5 protein-coding genes are annotated in these 17,241 nt (G+C 36.2%); all 5 read left to right on the forward strand.

Going from position 1 to position 17,241, the window contains the following annotated elements:
• Positions 1–13: 13 nt before the first annotated feature.
• The 5 genes from rplI (at position 14) to QLQ94_RS14055 (ending at position 17,155) form a co-directional block, all read left to right on the forward strand.
• A complete protein-coding gene (gene rplI / locus QLQ94_RS14035; RefSeq protein ID WP_271335395.1) occupies positions 14–454 on the forward strand; it encodes a 50S ribosomal protein L9 in 441 nt (146 codons plus the stop codon).
• Between the two features lie 144 nt (positions 455–598).
• Positions 599–1,072, forward strand: coding sequence for a DUF6495 family protein (locus QLQ94_RS14040; RefSeq protein ID WP_271335396.1), 474 nt, complete (start codon positions 599–601; stop codon positions 1,070–1,072).
• 1,268 nt (positions 1,073–2,340) lie between these two features.
• Positions 2,341–14,229, forward strand: a complete 11,889-nt coding sequence (locus QLQ94_RS14045; protein ID WP_482497535.1) for an Ig-like domain-containing protein — start codon at positions 2,341–2,343, stop codon at positions 14,227–14,229.
• A 47-nt stretch (positions 14,230–14,276) separates the two neighbouring features.
• Entirely contained in the window at positions 14,277–15,209 is a 933-nt protein-coding gene (locus QLQ94_RS14050; RefSeq protein WP_271337148.1) for a PorP/SprF family type IX secretion system membrane protein, read from the forward strand.
• 11 nt (positions 15,210–15,220) lie between these two features.
• Complete coding sequence (locus tag QLQ94_RS14055) at positions 15,221–17,155, forward strand: OmpA family protein (RefSeq protein WP_427402262.1); 1,935 nt, start codon at positions 15,221–15,223, stop codon at positions 17,153–17,155.
• Positions 17,156–17,241 lie beyond the last annotated feature (86 nt).

Here is a 17,241-nt window from a genome sequence, read left to right on the forward strand (position 1 = left end):
AAAGGACAACAACATGGAACTTATTTTAAAACAAGACGTACAGAATCTAGGATTTAAAGATGATGTAGTATCTGTAAAAGCTGGTTACGGTCGTAACTTTTTAATCCCTCAGGGTTTTGCTGCATTAGCAACTCCTTCTGCTAAAAAAGTATTGGCTGAAAACCTAAAACAAAGAGCTCACAAAGAAGCTAAAGTTGTTGGTGATGCAAAAGCATTAGCTGAAACTTTGAAAGCGATTGAAATTAAACTTTTTGCAAAAGCAGGTGGAGAAAAATTATTCGGTTCAATCACGAATATTGATATCGCTGAAGCTTTAGCTAAAGGTGGACAAGTAATCGATAGAAAATTCATCACTAGCGGTATCGTTAAACGTACTGGTAAATACACTGCAAATGTGCGTTTACACAGAGATGTAATCATTGAATTACCATACGAAATTGTTGCTGAAAAGTAATCGTTTTATATACTATATAAAAATCCCGATGCGAATCGGGATTTTTTTGTTTAAAAGAAATAATAATTAATTAGACTTAAAGTTATTTGCGCAAAGCATCTTGCTTGAAAGCTTATAGCGTAAGGCATAAAGCCTGAAAAGAAAATGAAATACGCAAGATTAACAAAAGAGCAGTTTGATGAATTGCACGCAGAATTCGCTAATTTTTTAGCTACACAGACAATTGATAAAGCAGAGTGGGATTCTCTTAAAATTAATAAGCCGGAAGTGGCAGAACAGGAACTTGATGTTTTCTCAGATCTGATTTGGGAAGGTGTTTTGTCAAGAGCAGAATTTTTAGAGCATTTTTCTAAAAATCATATCTTCTTATTTAAATGTTTTGAAAAAGATGTACAATCTATTGTTTTAAAATCTGTGGTGCCTGAAACTGATTTTTTAACTAAGGAAGGTCTGCAATGGTTGAGCGATAATATGTTCACCGAAAATATAGAAATGAAAGTAGGTAAAAAAGTATTTACTGAGGATAGAAATGCATCAATTTTTGAATTGATTCAACAAGGGGCATTCTTAAGTGATGGACAATTATTCACTCAGATTAATACTATTATTGAGTCGTAATTTATTCTTGATCTCTTCAAAAAAGGGCAAATAATTGATTGTTAATTATTTGCCTTTTTTTTATTTTTTTAACTTTCGTTTAAACTTTTTTGTTTTTTTTACCCCGTATTTCCACTCCTTTTTTTAGAATAACGTAAAGAAAATTACTTTTGAATTTTAAATGTAGGTTTTGCTTTTCAAATTAGCTTTTTAAACTGTGTTTTAGTCCCTTGTTATACTGTATATGTAATCTTAATATTACTTTTTTAATATTTAACATAAAACGAATTATTTTTTTTAAACATTTATAATAGTTGTTTTTACTTAAAAAACGTTGGTTTTTCTGATGTTTTAACTGTTTTTATGAATTTAAATTTCTTTTAAAATTAAAAAAATAGGAATTTTACGTTTGTTTTATATTTTACTTTTTTTTAATTTTAGAATACGAAAGTTAAACAAAGTAAGTTTTGTGCTTTCGGAATTAAGATTATAGTTTCCAAAAACACACATTAAAAAGCAATCTAATTGTAGTTATTAATTTTTTCAAAATTAAATAATAGTATTTGTGTTTATTGAAATTTTAAAAATTTGAATAATAACCTAAAATTAGTTGCTTATGGAATTGACATTTACTTTCTTTATTAAGTTTGCATTAATTAGTCCTATTCTTATAGCTTTATTTTTTATCTGTTTGAAAGTAATTAAGTTTATTTCCAAATTTGATTTTTTTGCAAATGCAAGCCCTTTTCAACAATTTAATAGTTTAAACAGTTTTTTATTTTCAAAATCCAATCGGCGGTTTTGTTAATAAAGAGGATTTTCGTGTTTAATTTTTTTTAAACCAATAATTCTCCTGATAAAAAAATTAATGATTCAATTTTTAGAATTAATTCTAATGCAGCAAAATTTACAGATCGCCTAATCAACTTTCTTTAAATATTGAATCATCTTATATATTAAGAATTTCCCCAGTTCTACTCAACTTAAATTTTCTTTTATGAAAATTAAACCTAAAACAAATCACTCCTTCTGGAAGATTGATTCAGATCAATATTCCCAAAATTTTTCTGGACATTTTTTATTCTACAGGAATAAAAACTGCTCTTTTGTATACTTCGGTATACGCAATACGACATGATTTTTTTATTTAAATGCAGTTTAGATTCTTAGTATACTACGAATTTAAATTTCATTTTAACTAGTTGATTATTAACGTTTTTTAACATTGCCTAAGCATACGTGCTTATCGCAACAGGTATTTTATTGTCCATTTTCTAATCTTCCAAATTATGAAAAAAAATTTTACTTTTTATGATCTCATCGTTAAGAAGAGATTGTTGGCTTTATTAGTTCTATTGCTGTTTTGCAATATAAATTATGCACAGACGTTTTGTAAACCTACTGGACAGACAAATAGCGCCGGTGGCGGTCTGTTGTGTCTTGGAACAAGTGTTCTTAATCCAAATGATGCATTTGACGGAAATTTAGATACTTATGCTTCATTAACAAATGCGGTTGCTGTAGGTAATTGTATTGCACAAGAAACATTAACTCTTGGTCAAATGGCAAAACCCGGGGATCAAATAGTTGTTTATTATGGTTCCAATTCGCCTTTAAGTGTTGATTTACTGTCTAACATTAGTATTCAGGCAAAAAATTCAGTTGCAGTAACTGAAGGTCCCGTGGTTGGATTAAATAATCCACTGTTAAATGTAGCATTATTGGCAGGAAATACAAGGGGTGTTTTTAAGTACACACTTACGACCGATGCTGACCAAATTAGAATACAAACTGGTGGATTTCTTAGCTTGTTAACAAATTTAAGAATATACGATGTACGCTTACAATTTGCTAGCCCTACAATTACGGGAGGAAATACGCAATCTGTATGTACAGGGCAATCTATAGCACTTTCGGCTACTGCCGCTCCTGGTACAACTGTAGCCTGGTATGATTCACCAACATCTACTACTGCACTTTCTACCAGTGGTAATTATACGACACCAGCTTTAACAGCTTCTACTACTTATTATGTAAGCACTTCACGAAGCCCTGGTTGCGAAAGTGATGCGCGGGTACCAGTTGTAATTAATGTATTGAACCCTATAAAACCCGCAGTAAATGCTGCAGGAACTTCAATCTGTTCAGCAGGACCAACACAGGTAACGGCATTATCAGTGATAAATCCGGTATTAGGAACAAATTATTCCTGGTATAATGTGCCGATTGGTGGAGTAGCATTAAATACGGGAAAGGGAGATAGTTATTCGCCAACTGTGCCTGTAGGTATTTCTACTTTTTATGTAGAAGCTTCCATTGGAGCCTGTAAGTCTGCTCGTACTGCGGTAACGGTTACTTCTACTCCGGTTCCGGGGCTTGCGACGATATTAACGCCAAGTGTAACCATACTTTCCGGGCAAAATGCAACTTTAAATGCTTCTACAGCTGAAGCTGGTGTCAGTTTAGATTGGTATGATTCCGATTTAGGAGGAACCAAATTATTAGCTAATTCTACTACTTTTACGACTCCTATTTTAACAGCCACAAAAACTTATTATGTTGAATCAGTTAATCTTGCAGGAGGATGTGTAAGCGCAACAAGAGTTCCTGTGACGGTAACTGTTTCAACTAGTTCACCAGGAGGATGTTTGGATGCTAATAGTCAGCAAACTACGCAATACGGAATTTGTTTGCTTTGTTCTGTAACAGCTCCGAATAATTCAGTTGATGGAAATAGTGGTACAGCAGCAAGACTTAGTCTTCCGGCTGGTTTGATAAACGGTTGGATTCAGCAAACACTACAATTTAACAATCCAGGGCAAGCCGGAGATGTTATTACGGTTGATTTAGAAATTCCAACCGGACTTTTAGATATAAGCGCCTTAAGTTATATTTCATTAGCTACTTATAACGGTGCTACTTATAATAATGACCGAATAGCGGTAAATAGTTCTCTTTTAAATATCCAATTGTTAACTGGTAATCGTTTTAAAGCGAGTCTTAAAGCAGGATCTGCTTTTGATCGTGTAGAGATTAGGCTGGGAGGATTGGCTACATTACTAACTAGTCTTAACATTTATGGAGCCTCGTATACATTTAAACCAAGAACAATAACCGGTAACACTACAATTTGTAGTGGACAAACAACAACATTAACGTCGGATGCTGCTTTGGGGGAAAGTATCAAATGGTATGATGCATTAACCGGAGGAAATTTATTGGTTAGTACAGCGGCGTACACAACTCCTGCATTGACTGCTAATACAACTTATTATGTAGAGGTTACTCGTAATGGTTGTGTGAATAGTGAAAGGACTCCTGTTTTGGTTACAGTTAATAATCCTGTAGCTCCAACAACGGTTGTCCCAACTCCTTTAAATTTATGTAGTGGACAATCGACAACGATAACGGTAAATTCGCCAGTTGCAGGAACAACTTATAATTGGTATGACCTAGCTAATGGCGGGACATTATTGTTTACGGGAACTTCTTACACAACGCCAAACCTTATTGTTACTACTCCTTATTATGTAGAAGCTGTAATTGGAACTTGCGTGAGTACAACTCGTACACGAGTGGATGTCAATGTTAATCCTAGACCTTTGGCTCCTGTTCCGGTATCGTCAAATATAACGATTCAATCTGGACAAAATGTTACTCTACAGGTTTCAAATCCTGTGGTTGGCGTAGTTTACGATTGGTATGATGCTCCAACTAATGGAGCCTTACTGTCATCTGGTACAAATTCATATACGCCATCTCCAGTTTTAATAGCGAATACAAGTTTTTATATAGCTGCCAGAAGTACTGCTACGGATTGTGTCAGTAACACAAGAACTGTGATAAATGTTACTATAAGTAATTCTATTAATTCTTGTTTATTGGCGAATTCGCAAGTAACTTCAAAAGGAGGAACAACGGGATGTTTATTATGTGGTTCAACTACAGATGAAGCCTCAGTAGATGGAAACAATACAACTGCTGCTAATCTTTCGGTACCTATTGGGTTACTAGGGGATTATATGCAACAAACGTTAAGTTTTCCTACAGTAGGTCAGACAGGTGATATTATAGATGTCGAATTAGGAATTCCTGTGGGGCTTCTTAATATTAGTGCCCTTTCGAATATTACTTTGCAAAGTTTTAATTTAGGTGTTCCTAATAGTGACCAAATTGCTATTAGTTCGCTTTTAAATGTTCAGATATTAGGAGGAAACCGCTTTAGAGCGAGTTTTGCAGCGGCAGGTCCATTTACAAGTGTTCAGATTCGATTAAGCGGATTAGTTTCTCTAGCGGCAGGCTTAAATATTTATGAAGCTTCTTACAGATATCCAGATGCTACAATAAATGGAGTATCATCTCCAATTTGTGCTGGACAAACTGCGACACTGTCAGCATCTGCTATAGGAACACAAAATTTTACCTGGTACGATGCCCCAACTGGAGGAACTATAGTTGCGGTTAGTCCGACTGCTGCATTAAATGCTACTACTATATTTTATTTGGAAGCAAGTCGTGGTGGTACACCATGTTTAAATAGTAACCGTCAAGCTGTAACAGTAAATGTATTGCCCATCCCAACAGCTGCGGATATTGCAATTACAAGTCCTCTAACAGCTTCTTGTGCAGGAGGAATTGTATTGACTCCAACATCTGCTTTATCGGGAGCGACTTTTAAATATTATACAGATCAAAATAAAACGCAAGAAATTATAACGGGATCTACGGTGGTTTCTCAGCCTGGAGTTACTTTCTCTAAAAATGCTACAACGGGAGCACTTACAGTTAGCGGACTTAATGCTACTGCACCTTATACTTACTACGTATCTGTTCTAAACGGAGGAACTTGCGAAAATGTAAATGGGACATTAAAAGCAGTAGTCGTTAATTATCCTGCAGGCTCAGCTTTAAGTGTTATGCCTAATTTGGCTAGTTGTGCTAAAGCTAATTTAAGTGATGCTATTACAAATTTTGACACATCTGGAAATACAACTTATACTTTCTTTGATTCGGCAGATAATACAATTACAGATGTCGCTGCGGCAAATATTACTGTAAGTGGTAATTATTCTATTCAGGCTCAAACAACTGGTGTTGATTGTCCATCTGTAAAATTTCTGGTAGCAGTAACCGTAAATCCATTACCAACATTAACAGGTGTAAGCAGTTCGATAGCGGTATTAAAAGGAGCTACAGTTACTTTAAATGCATCATCAAACGGAACAATAACCTGGTATGATCCACAAGGGAATTTTGTACCTTCAAGTAGTATTGGGCCACTTAACACTGTTGGTATTTTTACTTATACAGTGGTCGCCACCAATGCAAATGGAACTTGTACCACTAGTCAGACAGTAACAATTAGTGTTCTGGACCCTGCTTCTTGCGATACGTTACTAGAAAGAGTGTATGCTGATTCTCAATTAAAAGGAACAGTTATTACCGGAACGGTAACAAACGAGCTTTTGGCAGTAGATAAAGATCCGGCAACATATTCAACAATAAGTATTGGCTTAGGGGTTTTAGGTATTGGTACTACATGGCAAAATCTACAGTGGCCAACTACTATTACTAAAGGAACTCCGGTAACAGTCAAACTAGGTTTACAAAATAGTTTACTTGCGGTAGGAGCAAGTATTTCAGTAATTGGAACTAAACGTGACGGACTTGGAAACCCAATTGATATTGGAACATTGCAATCAGTATCAGGATCATTATTAGATTTATTGCCAGGTGAGAATTCGTTCGAATATACATTTGTTCCTTCGAATACAGCTGGAGTTCAGGATTATGATGGTATCAGAGTGCAGTTAGGATCTGTTGTAAGTGTGGCACAAAACATTAATGTTTATGATGCTTACTATAAAAAAGAAGTGACGCAAATTGCCTGTGGACAGGGAGATATCGAAGATATTTTCTCTGGTGTAAAAAAAGCTATTGGTCTTGGGGCATTAACAGCTACTGTAGGTGTTTCAAATCCATGGAATGTAGCTGACGGAGATGTTGCTACTTATGCTACCCTGTTTAATGGCGTAGGAGTGCTTGCAGCTGCCGAGTTAACAGCAACTTTTAGAACACCATCTATGGTGGGAGATAGTTTACGAATTACAATTTCTAAGCCCGGAACTCTTTTAACCGTTGGTTTACTTTCAAGATTAAGTATTCAGCTTTATTCAGGAAATATTGCTGTTGGAGGACCAATACAAGGCGATAATAATACAGGTTTGTTGACTTTGAAACTGCTTTCCGGAGACACTGTGGCTATGACAATTGTTTCACCTCAGACACAGCCATATGATAGAGTGGTAATTACTTTGGGCGGTGCTGTTACTCTTTTGGATCAGCTTAGAGTTCATACTATCGATCGTGTAACTAATACTACAGTTATTGGAGAAGATACTGATAATAAGGTTACGGTTTGTCCGGGAGCACCTATTACGCTCACGGTTCCGCCAAAATCTTGTGCAAATTACGCCTGGTATGATTCGCCAATTGGAGGGAATCTACTAGTAAGTGGTCAAACCTATACAATTCCTGCTACTTTGGCAGCGGGTACTTATAAATATTATGTTCAGCCAATTCGTTACGGTTGTGCAGCCTTAGAAAGAGGAGAAGTTACGGTTGTTGTTAGAGCAACTACTCCTGCAGCTGCAATCGAAAACGTAACAATAAACGGAAATAATGGAACTATTGTTTGTACTGAAGATGGTACTGTAACATTGAATGCAGTTTTAAATGGATTACCTGCACTAACTAATCCAGTGTATCAATGGTATAAATTTGACGGAACTACAAGCCAATTAGTGGCTGGTGCAACAACTGCTACATTAATAATACCAGGATTAGCTCCTGGAACTTATACTTATTATGTTGGAGTTAGTTCTAATGAATTTTGTGAAACTTTGCCAGCAGATAGAAAACAAGTAACATTTACCATTTTACCAGCTTCTCTGACAACAGACATTACGGTAAATAATGCTTCTATTTGCCTTGGTACAACTGCAACGTTAACGCCAACAAGTACTTTGACAAGCCCAATTTTTCTTTGGTATTTAGATTCCAATAAAACTCAGCCTGTTTTTAGTGGAGTAATTAATGGCATAACTTATACCGTTGATAGTGTTACAGGAGTTTTAAAAGCTTCTGGTATAACAACAGCTATGAGCCCTATTTCTTATTATGTTGCTGTTACAAGCGATACGACATGTCCGAATAAAAATGGAGAGCTTCAGGTTGCTACTGTAATGGTTAATGATCCGCCAACTCCTACATCGACCAATAATCCTCAGGATTTCTGTTTGATAAATGTACCAACGGTTGCAGATCTTCAGGCAAATGAAGCCAATGTAGTTTGGTATCTTGCCTCTACAGGGGGAACTGCACTAGATCCAACAACAGCTTTGATAAATGGAACAATTTATCACGGAGCCATACAAGATTTATTAGGTTGTGAGAGTTCTGTTCGTTCAGCAATAACAGTGAATATTAACGATCCGGGAACGCCAAGTTTAGTAACTGCGGGAACACAGAATTTCTGTCAGTCCACTGCGCCAACTTTTGCAAGTATTCAGTTAAACGAATCTAATATCGTTTGGTATACTGCTTTAAATGGCGGAACATTGATTCCAAGTACAACAGCTTTAACAAGTGGTACTTATTATGCGGCGATAAAAGATGCAACTTCACTTTGTGAGAGTGCATTGAGACTGGAAGTTGCCGTAATAGTAACAGATCCTGGAACACCAAGTTTGGTAACTGCGGGAACACAAAACTTCTGTCAGTCGACTTTGCCAACTTTTGCAAGTATTCAATTAAACGAATCTAATATCGTTTGGTATACTGCTTTAACTGGCGGAACATTGATTCCAAGTACAACAGCTTTAACAAGTGGTACTTATTATGCGGCGATAAAAGATGCAACTTCACTTTGCGAGAGTGCATTGAGACTGGAAGTTGCCGTAATAGTAACAGATCCGGGAACACCAAGTTTGGTAACTGCGGGAACACAAAACTTCTGTCAGTCGACTTTGCCAACTTTTGCAAGTATTCAGTTAAACGAATCTAATATTGTTTGGTATACTGCTTTAACTGGCGGAACATTGATTCCTTCAACAACAGCTTTGACAAGTGGTACTTATTATGCGGCGATAAAAGATGCAACATCACTTTGTGAGAGTGCATTGAGACTGGAAGTTGCCGTAATAGTAACAGATCCTGGAACACCAAGTTTGGTAACTGCAGGAACACAAAACTTCTGTCAGTCAACTTTGCCAACTTTTGCAAGTATTCAATTAAACGAATCTAATATTGTTTGGTATACTGCTTTAACTGGCGGAACATTGATTCCAAGTACTACAGCTTTAACAAGTGGTACTTATTATGCAGCGATAAAAGATGCAACATCACTTTGCGAGAGTGCATTAAGACTGGAAGTTGCCGTAATAGTAACAGATCCGGGAACACCAAGTTTGGTAACTGCGGGAACACAGAATTTCTGTCAGTCAACTTTGCCAACTTTTGCAAGTATTCAGTTAAACGAATCTAATATCGTTTGGTATACTGCTTTAACTGGCGGAACATTGATTCCAAGTACAACAGCTTTGACAAGTGGCACTTATTATGCGGCTATAAAAGATGCAACATCACTTTGCGAGAGTGCATTGAGACTGGAAGTTGCCGTAATAGTAACAGATCCGGGAACACCAAGTTTGGTAACTGCGGGAACACAAAACTTCTGTCAGTCGACTTTGCCAACTTTTGCAAGTATTCAGTTAAACGAATCTAATATTGTTTGGTATACTGCTTTAACTGGCGGAACATTGATTCCTTCAACAACAGCTTTGACAAGTGGTACTTATTATGCGGCGATAAAAGATGCAACATCACTTTGCGAAAGTGCATTGAGATTAGAAGTTGCAGTAATAGTAACAGATCCTGGAACACCAAGTTTGGTAACTGCGGGAACACAAAACTTCTGTCAGTCGACTTTGCCAACTTTTGCAAGTATTCAGTTAAACGAATCTAATATTGTTTGGTATACTGCTTTAACTGGCGGAACATTGATTCCTTCAACAACAGCTTTGACAAGTGGTACTTATTATGCGGCGATAAAAGATGCAACATCACTTTGCGAAAGTGCATTGAGATTAGAAGTTGCAGTAATAGTAACAGATCCTGGAACGCCAAGTTTGGTAACTGCAGGAACACAGAATTTCTGTCAGTCGACTTTGCCAACTTTTGCAAGTATTCAGTTAAACGAATCTAATATCGTTTGGTATACTGCTTTAACTGGCGGAACATTGATTCCAAGTACTACAGCTTTAACAAGTGGTACTTATTATGCGGCTATAAAAGATGCAACATCACTTTGTGAAAGTGCATTAAGACTGGAAGTTGCAGTAATAGTAACAGATCCGGGAACACCGAGTTTGGTAACTGCGGGAACTCAGAATTTCTGTCAGTCGACTTTGCCAACTTTTGCAAGTATTCAGTTAAACGAATCTAATATCGTTTGGTATACTGCTTTAACTGGCGGAACATTGATTCCAAGTACTACAGCTTTAACAAGTGGGACTTATTATGCAGCGATAAAAGATGCAACTTCACTTTGTGAGAGTGCATTGAGATTAGAAGTTGCAGTAATAGTAACAGATCCTGGAACGCCAAGTTTGGTAACTGCAGGAACACAGAATTTCTGTCAGTCGACTTTGCCAACTTTTGCAAGTATTCAGTTAAACGAATCTAATATCGTTTGGTATACTGCTTTAACTGGCGGAACATTGATTCCAAGTACAACAGCTTTGACAAGTGGTACTTATTATGCGGCGATAAAAGATGCAACATCACTTTGTGAGAGTGCATTGAGACTGGAAGTTGCCGTAATAGTAACAGATCCTGGAACACCAAGTTTGGTAACTGCAGGAACACAAAACTTCTGTCAGTCAACTTTGCCAACTTTTGCAAGTATTCAATTAAACGAATCTAATATTGTTTGGTATACTGCTTTAACTGGCGGAACATTGATTCCAAGTACTACAGCTTTAACAAGTGGTACTTATTATGCAGCGATAAAAGATGCAACATCACTTTGTGAGAGTGCATTGAGACTGGAAGTTGCCGTAATAGTAACAGATCCTGGAACACCAAGTTTGGTAACTGCGGGAACACAGAATTTCTGTCAGTCAACTTTGCCAACTTTTGCAAGTATTCAGTTAAACGAATCTAATATCGTTTGGTATACTGCTTTAACTGGCGGAACATTGATTCCAAGTACTACAGCTTTAACAAGTGGTACTTATTATGCAGCGATAAAAGATGCAACATCACTTTGCGAAAGTGCATTAAGATTGGAAGTTGCCGTAATAGTAACAGATCCGGGAACACCAAGTTTGGTAACTGCGGGAACACAGAATTTCTGTCAGTCAACTTTGCCAACTTTTGCAAGTATTCAGTTAAACGAATCTAATATCGTTTGGTATACTGCTTTAACTGGCGGAACATTGATTCCAAGTACAACAGCTTTGACAAGTGGCACTTATTATGCGGCTATAAAAGATGCAACATCACTTTGCGAAAGTGCATTGAGATTAGAAGTTGCAGTAATAGTAACAGATCCGGGAACGCCAAGTTTGGTAACTGCAGGAACACAAAACTTCTGTCAGTCAACTTTGCCAACTTTTGCAAGTATTCAATTAAACGAATCTAATATCGTTTGGTATACTGCTTTAAATGGCGGAACATTGATTCCTTCAACAACAGCTTTAACAAGTGGCACTTATTATGCGGCGATAAAAGATGCAACATCACTTTGTGAAAGTGCATTAAGACTGGAAGTTGCAGTAATAGTAACAGATCCGGGAACACCGAGTTTGGTAACTGCGGGAACTCAGAATTTCTGTCAGTCCACTTTGCCAACTTTTGCAAGTATTCAATTAAACGAATCTAATATCGTTTGGTATACTGCTTTAACTGGCGGAACGTTGATTCCTTCAACAACAGCTTTGACAAGTGGTACTTATTATGCGGCTATAAAAGATGCAACATCACTTTGCGAAAGTGCATTAAGACTGGAAGTTGCAGTAATAGTAACAGATCCGGGAACACCGAGTTTGGTAACTGCGGGAACTCAGAATTTCTGTCAGTCCACTTTGCCAACTTTTGCAAGTATTCAATTAAACGAATCTAATATCGTTTGGTATACTGCTTTAACTGGCGGAACATTGATTCCTTCTGCAACAGCTTTGACAAGTGGGACTTATTATGCAGCGATAAAAGATGCAACATCACTTTGCGAAAGTGCTGCAAGATTATTGGTAACCATTAGCGTTACAAATCCTGCAACACCTACAACTACATCAATTACGCAGCCTTTCTGCTCAGCAAGTAACCCAACAGTTGCGAGCATTCAGGTAAATGAAAGTAATGTGGTTTGGTACAGTGCACCAAATGGAGGAACTGCAATTGCACCAACTACAGCTTTAGTAAATGGAGATTATTATGCGGCATTAAAAGATGCAACAACTGGATGTGAAAGTAGTATCAGGCTAAAAGTTAGTGTTACTGTTGGAAGTTTAAATGCACCTACAACAAATAACACAGCTCAGAACTTCTGCTCAACTAGTGCTCCAACTATAGCAAGTATTCAGGTAAACGAAAGTAATGTAAGTTGGTTTAATAGTGCTATTGGAGGAACAGCGATTCCAACAGTAACACCTTTAACTTCGGGTACTTATTATGGAGAAATTACAGATTTAACAACAGGATGTAAAAGTGCAACTCGTTTACCGATTACAATTACAATTGTAAATCCAATGGCGACGCCAACGACGAATTCGCTAGCTCAAAACTTCTGTTCTGTAAATGCACCAAAAGTTTCGAATATTCAGGTAAACGAATCTAATGTAATTTGGTATAGCACTTCCACAGGAGGAACAGCAATTCCGTCAACGACAGCCTTAGCAAATGGTACTTATTATGGTGTTGTTTCGAGCGGTTCAGGTTGCGAGAATTTGTTAAGATTAGAGGTGGTGGTGAATGTAAATACACCAATTTTAGTTACTACACCAAGAACATCACAAACATTTTGTCTGTCATCAACGCCAACAATTGAAGATATAGTTGTAAATGAAGCCAATATAGTGTGGTATACTTCAGCAAATGGCGGAACACCATTAGCAGCGAATACACCTCTTATAGCGACAACATATTATGCAGCAACACTTAACAGTACAAATAATGGCTGTGAAGGTGCTTCAAGATTAGGAGTAGCAGTTTCTTTTGATAATGATGCTCAGGTTCCGATCACGACAACAGATGATACACCATGTGTTTTCCAGGGAATCACTTATTCAATTGCCAACGGAAAATCAAATTATGTATGGTCAATTACCAACGGAACAATTACTTCCGGTGGAGGAAATGCAGATGGATCTGTAACAGTTTCTTGGTCTGATGTTGGACCGGGTAAAGTTGAGGTTGCTTATATCAATACATGTAATGAAAGATCAGTAAAATCATTAAATGTTACCGTAGCAACTTGTTCAGATCTAACGATAACCAACACAGTGAGTAATCCTAATCCTAATTTTGGTGATCAGATCACATTTACAGTAACGGTAAACAACATTGGTGAAGGTAATTTCATAAATACAATAGTTAGCGATTTATTACCAAGCGGATTTAATTTGGTAAGTGCAAATACAACTTTAGGTACATATGATTTATTAACTCAACTTTGGACAATTCCAACTTTAAATGCCGGACAAAGTGTAGTGCTTACAATTGTTGCCGAAGTATTGCCTAGTGGTAATTATACAAGTGTTGCAACAGTCGAAATTTCAACTCCTTTAGATGCTGATCCATCAAATAATTCGGCCTCAGTTACTGTTGAGCCAATTTGTTTGACAGTTTACAATGAGTTTACTCCAAACAACGACGGAGCTAACGATTTGTTTAGAATTGACTGTATCGAATCATATCCAAACAACGAGTTGAAAGTATATAACAGATATGGCTCATTAGTATATAGTAAACAACATTATGAAAATGATTGGGACGGAACCGCTAATGTATCCGGAGTTATTAATAGAGGAGATATGTTGCCTACAGGTACTTATTTTTATGTGATAACTATTGGAGATGGAACGGTTAAAAAAGGATGGTTATCTATAATGAGATAAGCAGCCGGTATTAATCATCTAATTAATTAAACTTAATAAGTATCGTTATGAAACTATATATAAAATCAGTAGAAACGTATTTCATTTTAATATGTTCGTTAATCACATTTTGTGCAAGTGCACAACAAGATCCGGAGTACACACAATATATGTACAACACAATGTCCGTAAATCCAGCTTATGCTGGATCTACGGGAACATTAGAAGCAACACTTTTACACCGTTCTCAATGGGTTGGAATTGATGGTGCTCCAGAAACACAATCGTTTTCTATTCACTCACCACTTCGAAACGAGAATATTGGTTTGGGATTAAGTGTCGTAAATGACAAAATTGGTCCATCAAACGAATTGTATCTCGACGGAAACTTTGCTTATTCAATCCCTTTAGGATATGATAAAAGACTGGCGTTTGGTCTTAAAGCAGGTATGAGAATGTTAAACATAGATTGGTCTAAAGGAAGATATTACAATAACAATGATGCTTTATTAAACCAAAACATAAATAATCAAATGAAGATTGCTGTTGGAGCAGGGGTTTACTATTATACAGATAAATGGTACGTAGGATTTTCGATTCCAAGCTTTATTCAAAATGATTATTATGACGACGTTCAGGAATCTATAGATTATGATCGTTTGCATTATTATTTAATGGGAGGTTATGTTTTTGATCTGAATCCTAATCTAAAATTCAAGCCAGCATTTTTAGTCAAAGCAGTAAATGGCGCACCACTTACTGCTGATATTTCGGCGAATTTTATGATTGCAGAAAAATTTGTAATAGGAGGTTCTTATCGAACAGATGATTCGGTAAGCATATTGGCAGGTTTTCAAATATCCAGAAGTTTTTATATCGGATATGCTTTTGATTACACCGTAAGTGATTTGAACAAGTACAATGATGGAACGCATGAAATTATCTTGCGTTACCAATTCATGAAAAACCAGAGTAAAATCAGATCTCCACGATTCTTCTAAATACAAAATCTATGAAAAAACTATATATCCTAAGTTTAGTCTTGAGCATTACCTTTGGTTTTGCTCAGACTAATTTAAAAAAGGCCGATGCATTGTTTAGAAATTATTCTTATGCAGATGCTTCTAAAGCCTATGAAGAATGTTTACAGAACATAAAGAATCCATCAGCACAAACAATTAAAAATGCAGCAGATTCTTATTATTTTATTTCTGATGCCAGAAATGCACTCAAATGGTACAAAAAATTATACGAGGTACAAGGCAATAATTTAACAGACATCTACTATCTGCGCTACATTCAATCTATGAAAGCAGTAATGGATTATGACGATGCAGACAGGATTACAAAAGAATATCTCAATAAAAAAGGAGATCAAAAAGAGATCAATCGATATGTTGCTCAAAAAAAACAATTAGACAGTTTAGCTAAAGCAAAGTCTCTTTATGAAATTAAAAATTTGGATATCAATACCAGTAAATCAGATTTTGGCGCGACTTTTTATTTAGATAAAATTGTATTTACATCAGCAAGAGATACAACAAGGTTTGGCGAGAAACTGTATAACTGGAACAACCAGCCTTTTTTAAATTTGTATGTTGCCGAAAGAAATCCTGCTGATGGAAGTTTGTTTAACGAAAAATTGTTTATCCCTAATGTCATGACCAAATATCATGAAGCAACAGCCAGTTTTGATGCCAGCGGAAAAACAATGTATTACTCATCTAACATAATCAAGAAAAACAAGCTTGTTATTGATGAAAATAAGATCAACAACTTTCAAATTCTTAAAGGTTCGTTAGTGAATGGGAAATTAGAAAATCCACAAAAAGTTTTCTTCGATAATGACGACTATTCTGTTGGACACCCTTCTTTAAGCGACGATGGCCGATGGCTTTTCTTTGCATCAGATATGCCGGGTGGTTATGGTGAAACGGATTTATATGTAGTAAAAATTGCAGAGGACGGGACAATGAGTTCTCCTCAAAATCTGGGACCAAAAATCAATACTATTGGCAATGACCTTTTTCCATTTTTCCGTAACGGAATACTTTATTTTTCTTCAGACGGGCATTACGGATTAGGAGATTTAGATGTATATGAAAGTACCTTTTTATCAGATGGAACTTTTTCGGCACCACGAAATTTAGGAGCACCAATAAATAGCAATAAAGACGATTTTACTTTTGTAATTGATAAAACAGGCACCTATGGTTATGTTTCTTCCAACAGAGCAGGAGGTAAAGGCGATGACGATATTTATTCTTTTACAAAAGCACTACCAACTTGTAATCAGAATATTTCAGGTAAAGCAACAGATAGAAAATCAAAATTACCATTGACAGATGTTACAGTTGTTGCTTACAACTCTTATAACGACATTTTAGCAGAAACAAAAACAAATTTCGAAGGTAAATATGTAGTAACCGTTCCTTGTAATAAATCAGTTCGATTAGTCGCTACAAAAATGAATTACAGTAACGACGAAAAAACAGTAGAAACCACAAAGGAAAACGAAATAGATATTACCAATGTTGATTTTGAACTGAGTAACTACGATGATTTGGTAATTAAAAAGAAAGGAGTTGAAAAAGTAGATGTAAACCCAATTTATTTTGATTACAACAAACATGATATTACACCTGCAGCTGCTGAAGAACTGGCAAAAGTAGTTTTCATTATGCGAAAATTTCCTAATATCCGCATTAAAATAGAATCGCACACGGATTCCCGCGGAAAAGATTCCTATAACCTAAAACTTTCTGATGAAAGAGCCAAATCAACAAGAGATTATATTGTCTTGCAGGGAATCGACGCTTCAAGAATCGAAAGTGCAATAGGTTACGGTGAAAGCCGATTAATTAATAAATGTAAAAATGGCGTAAAATGTACTGAAGAAGAACATTTATTAAACAGACGCTCAGACTTTATCATTATTCAAAAGTAGTTTGAAAGTAATATTCTTATAATTTGGGGATTATTAGAATAAGGCATAAAACGAAGAGACCATTTGGAAGTTGGTTTTGTTTAATT

This window comes from Flavobacterium sp. B114r (genome assembly GCF_056824125.1).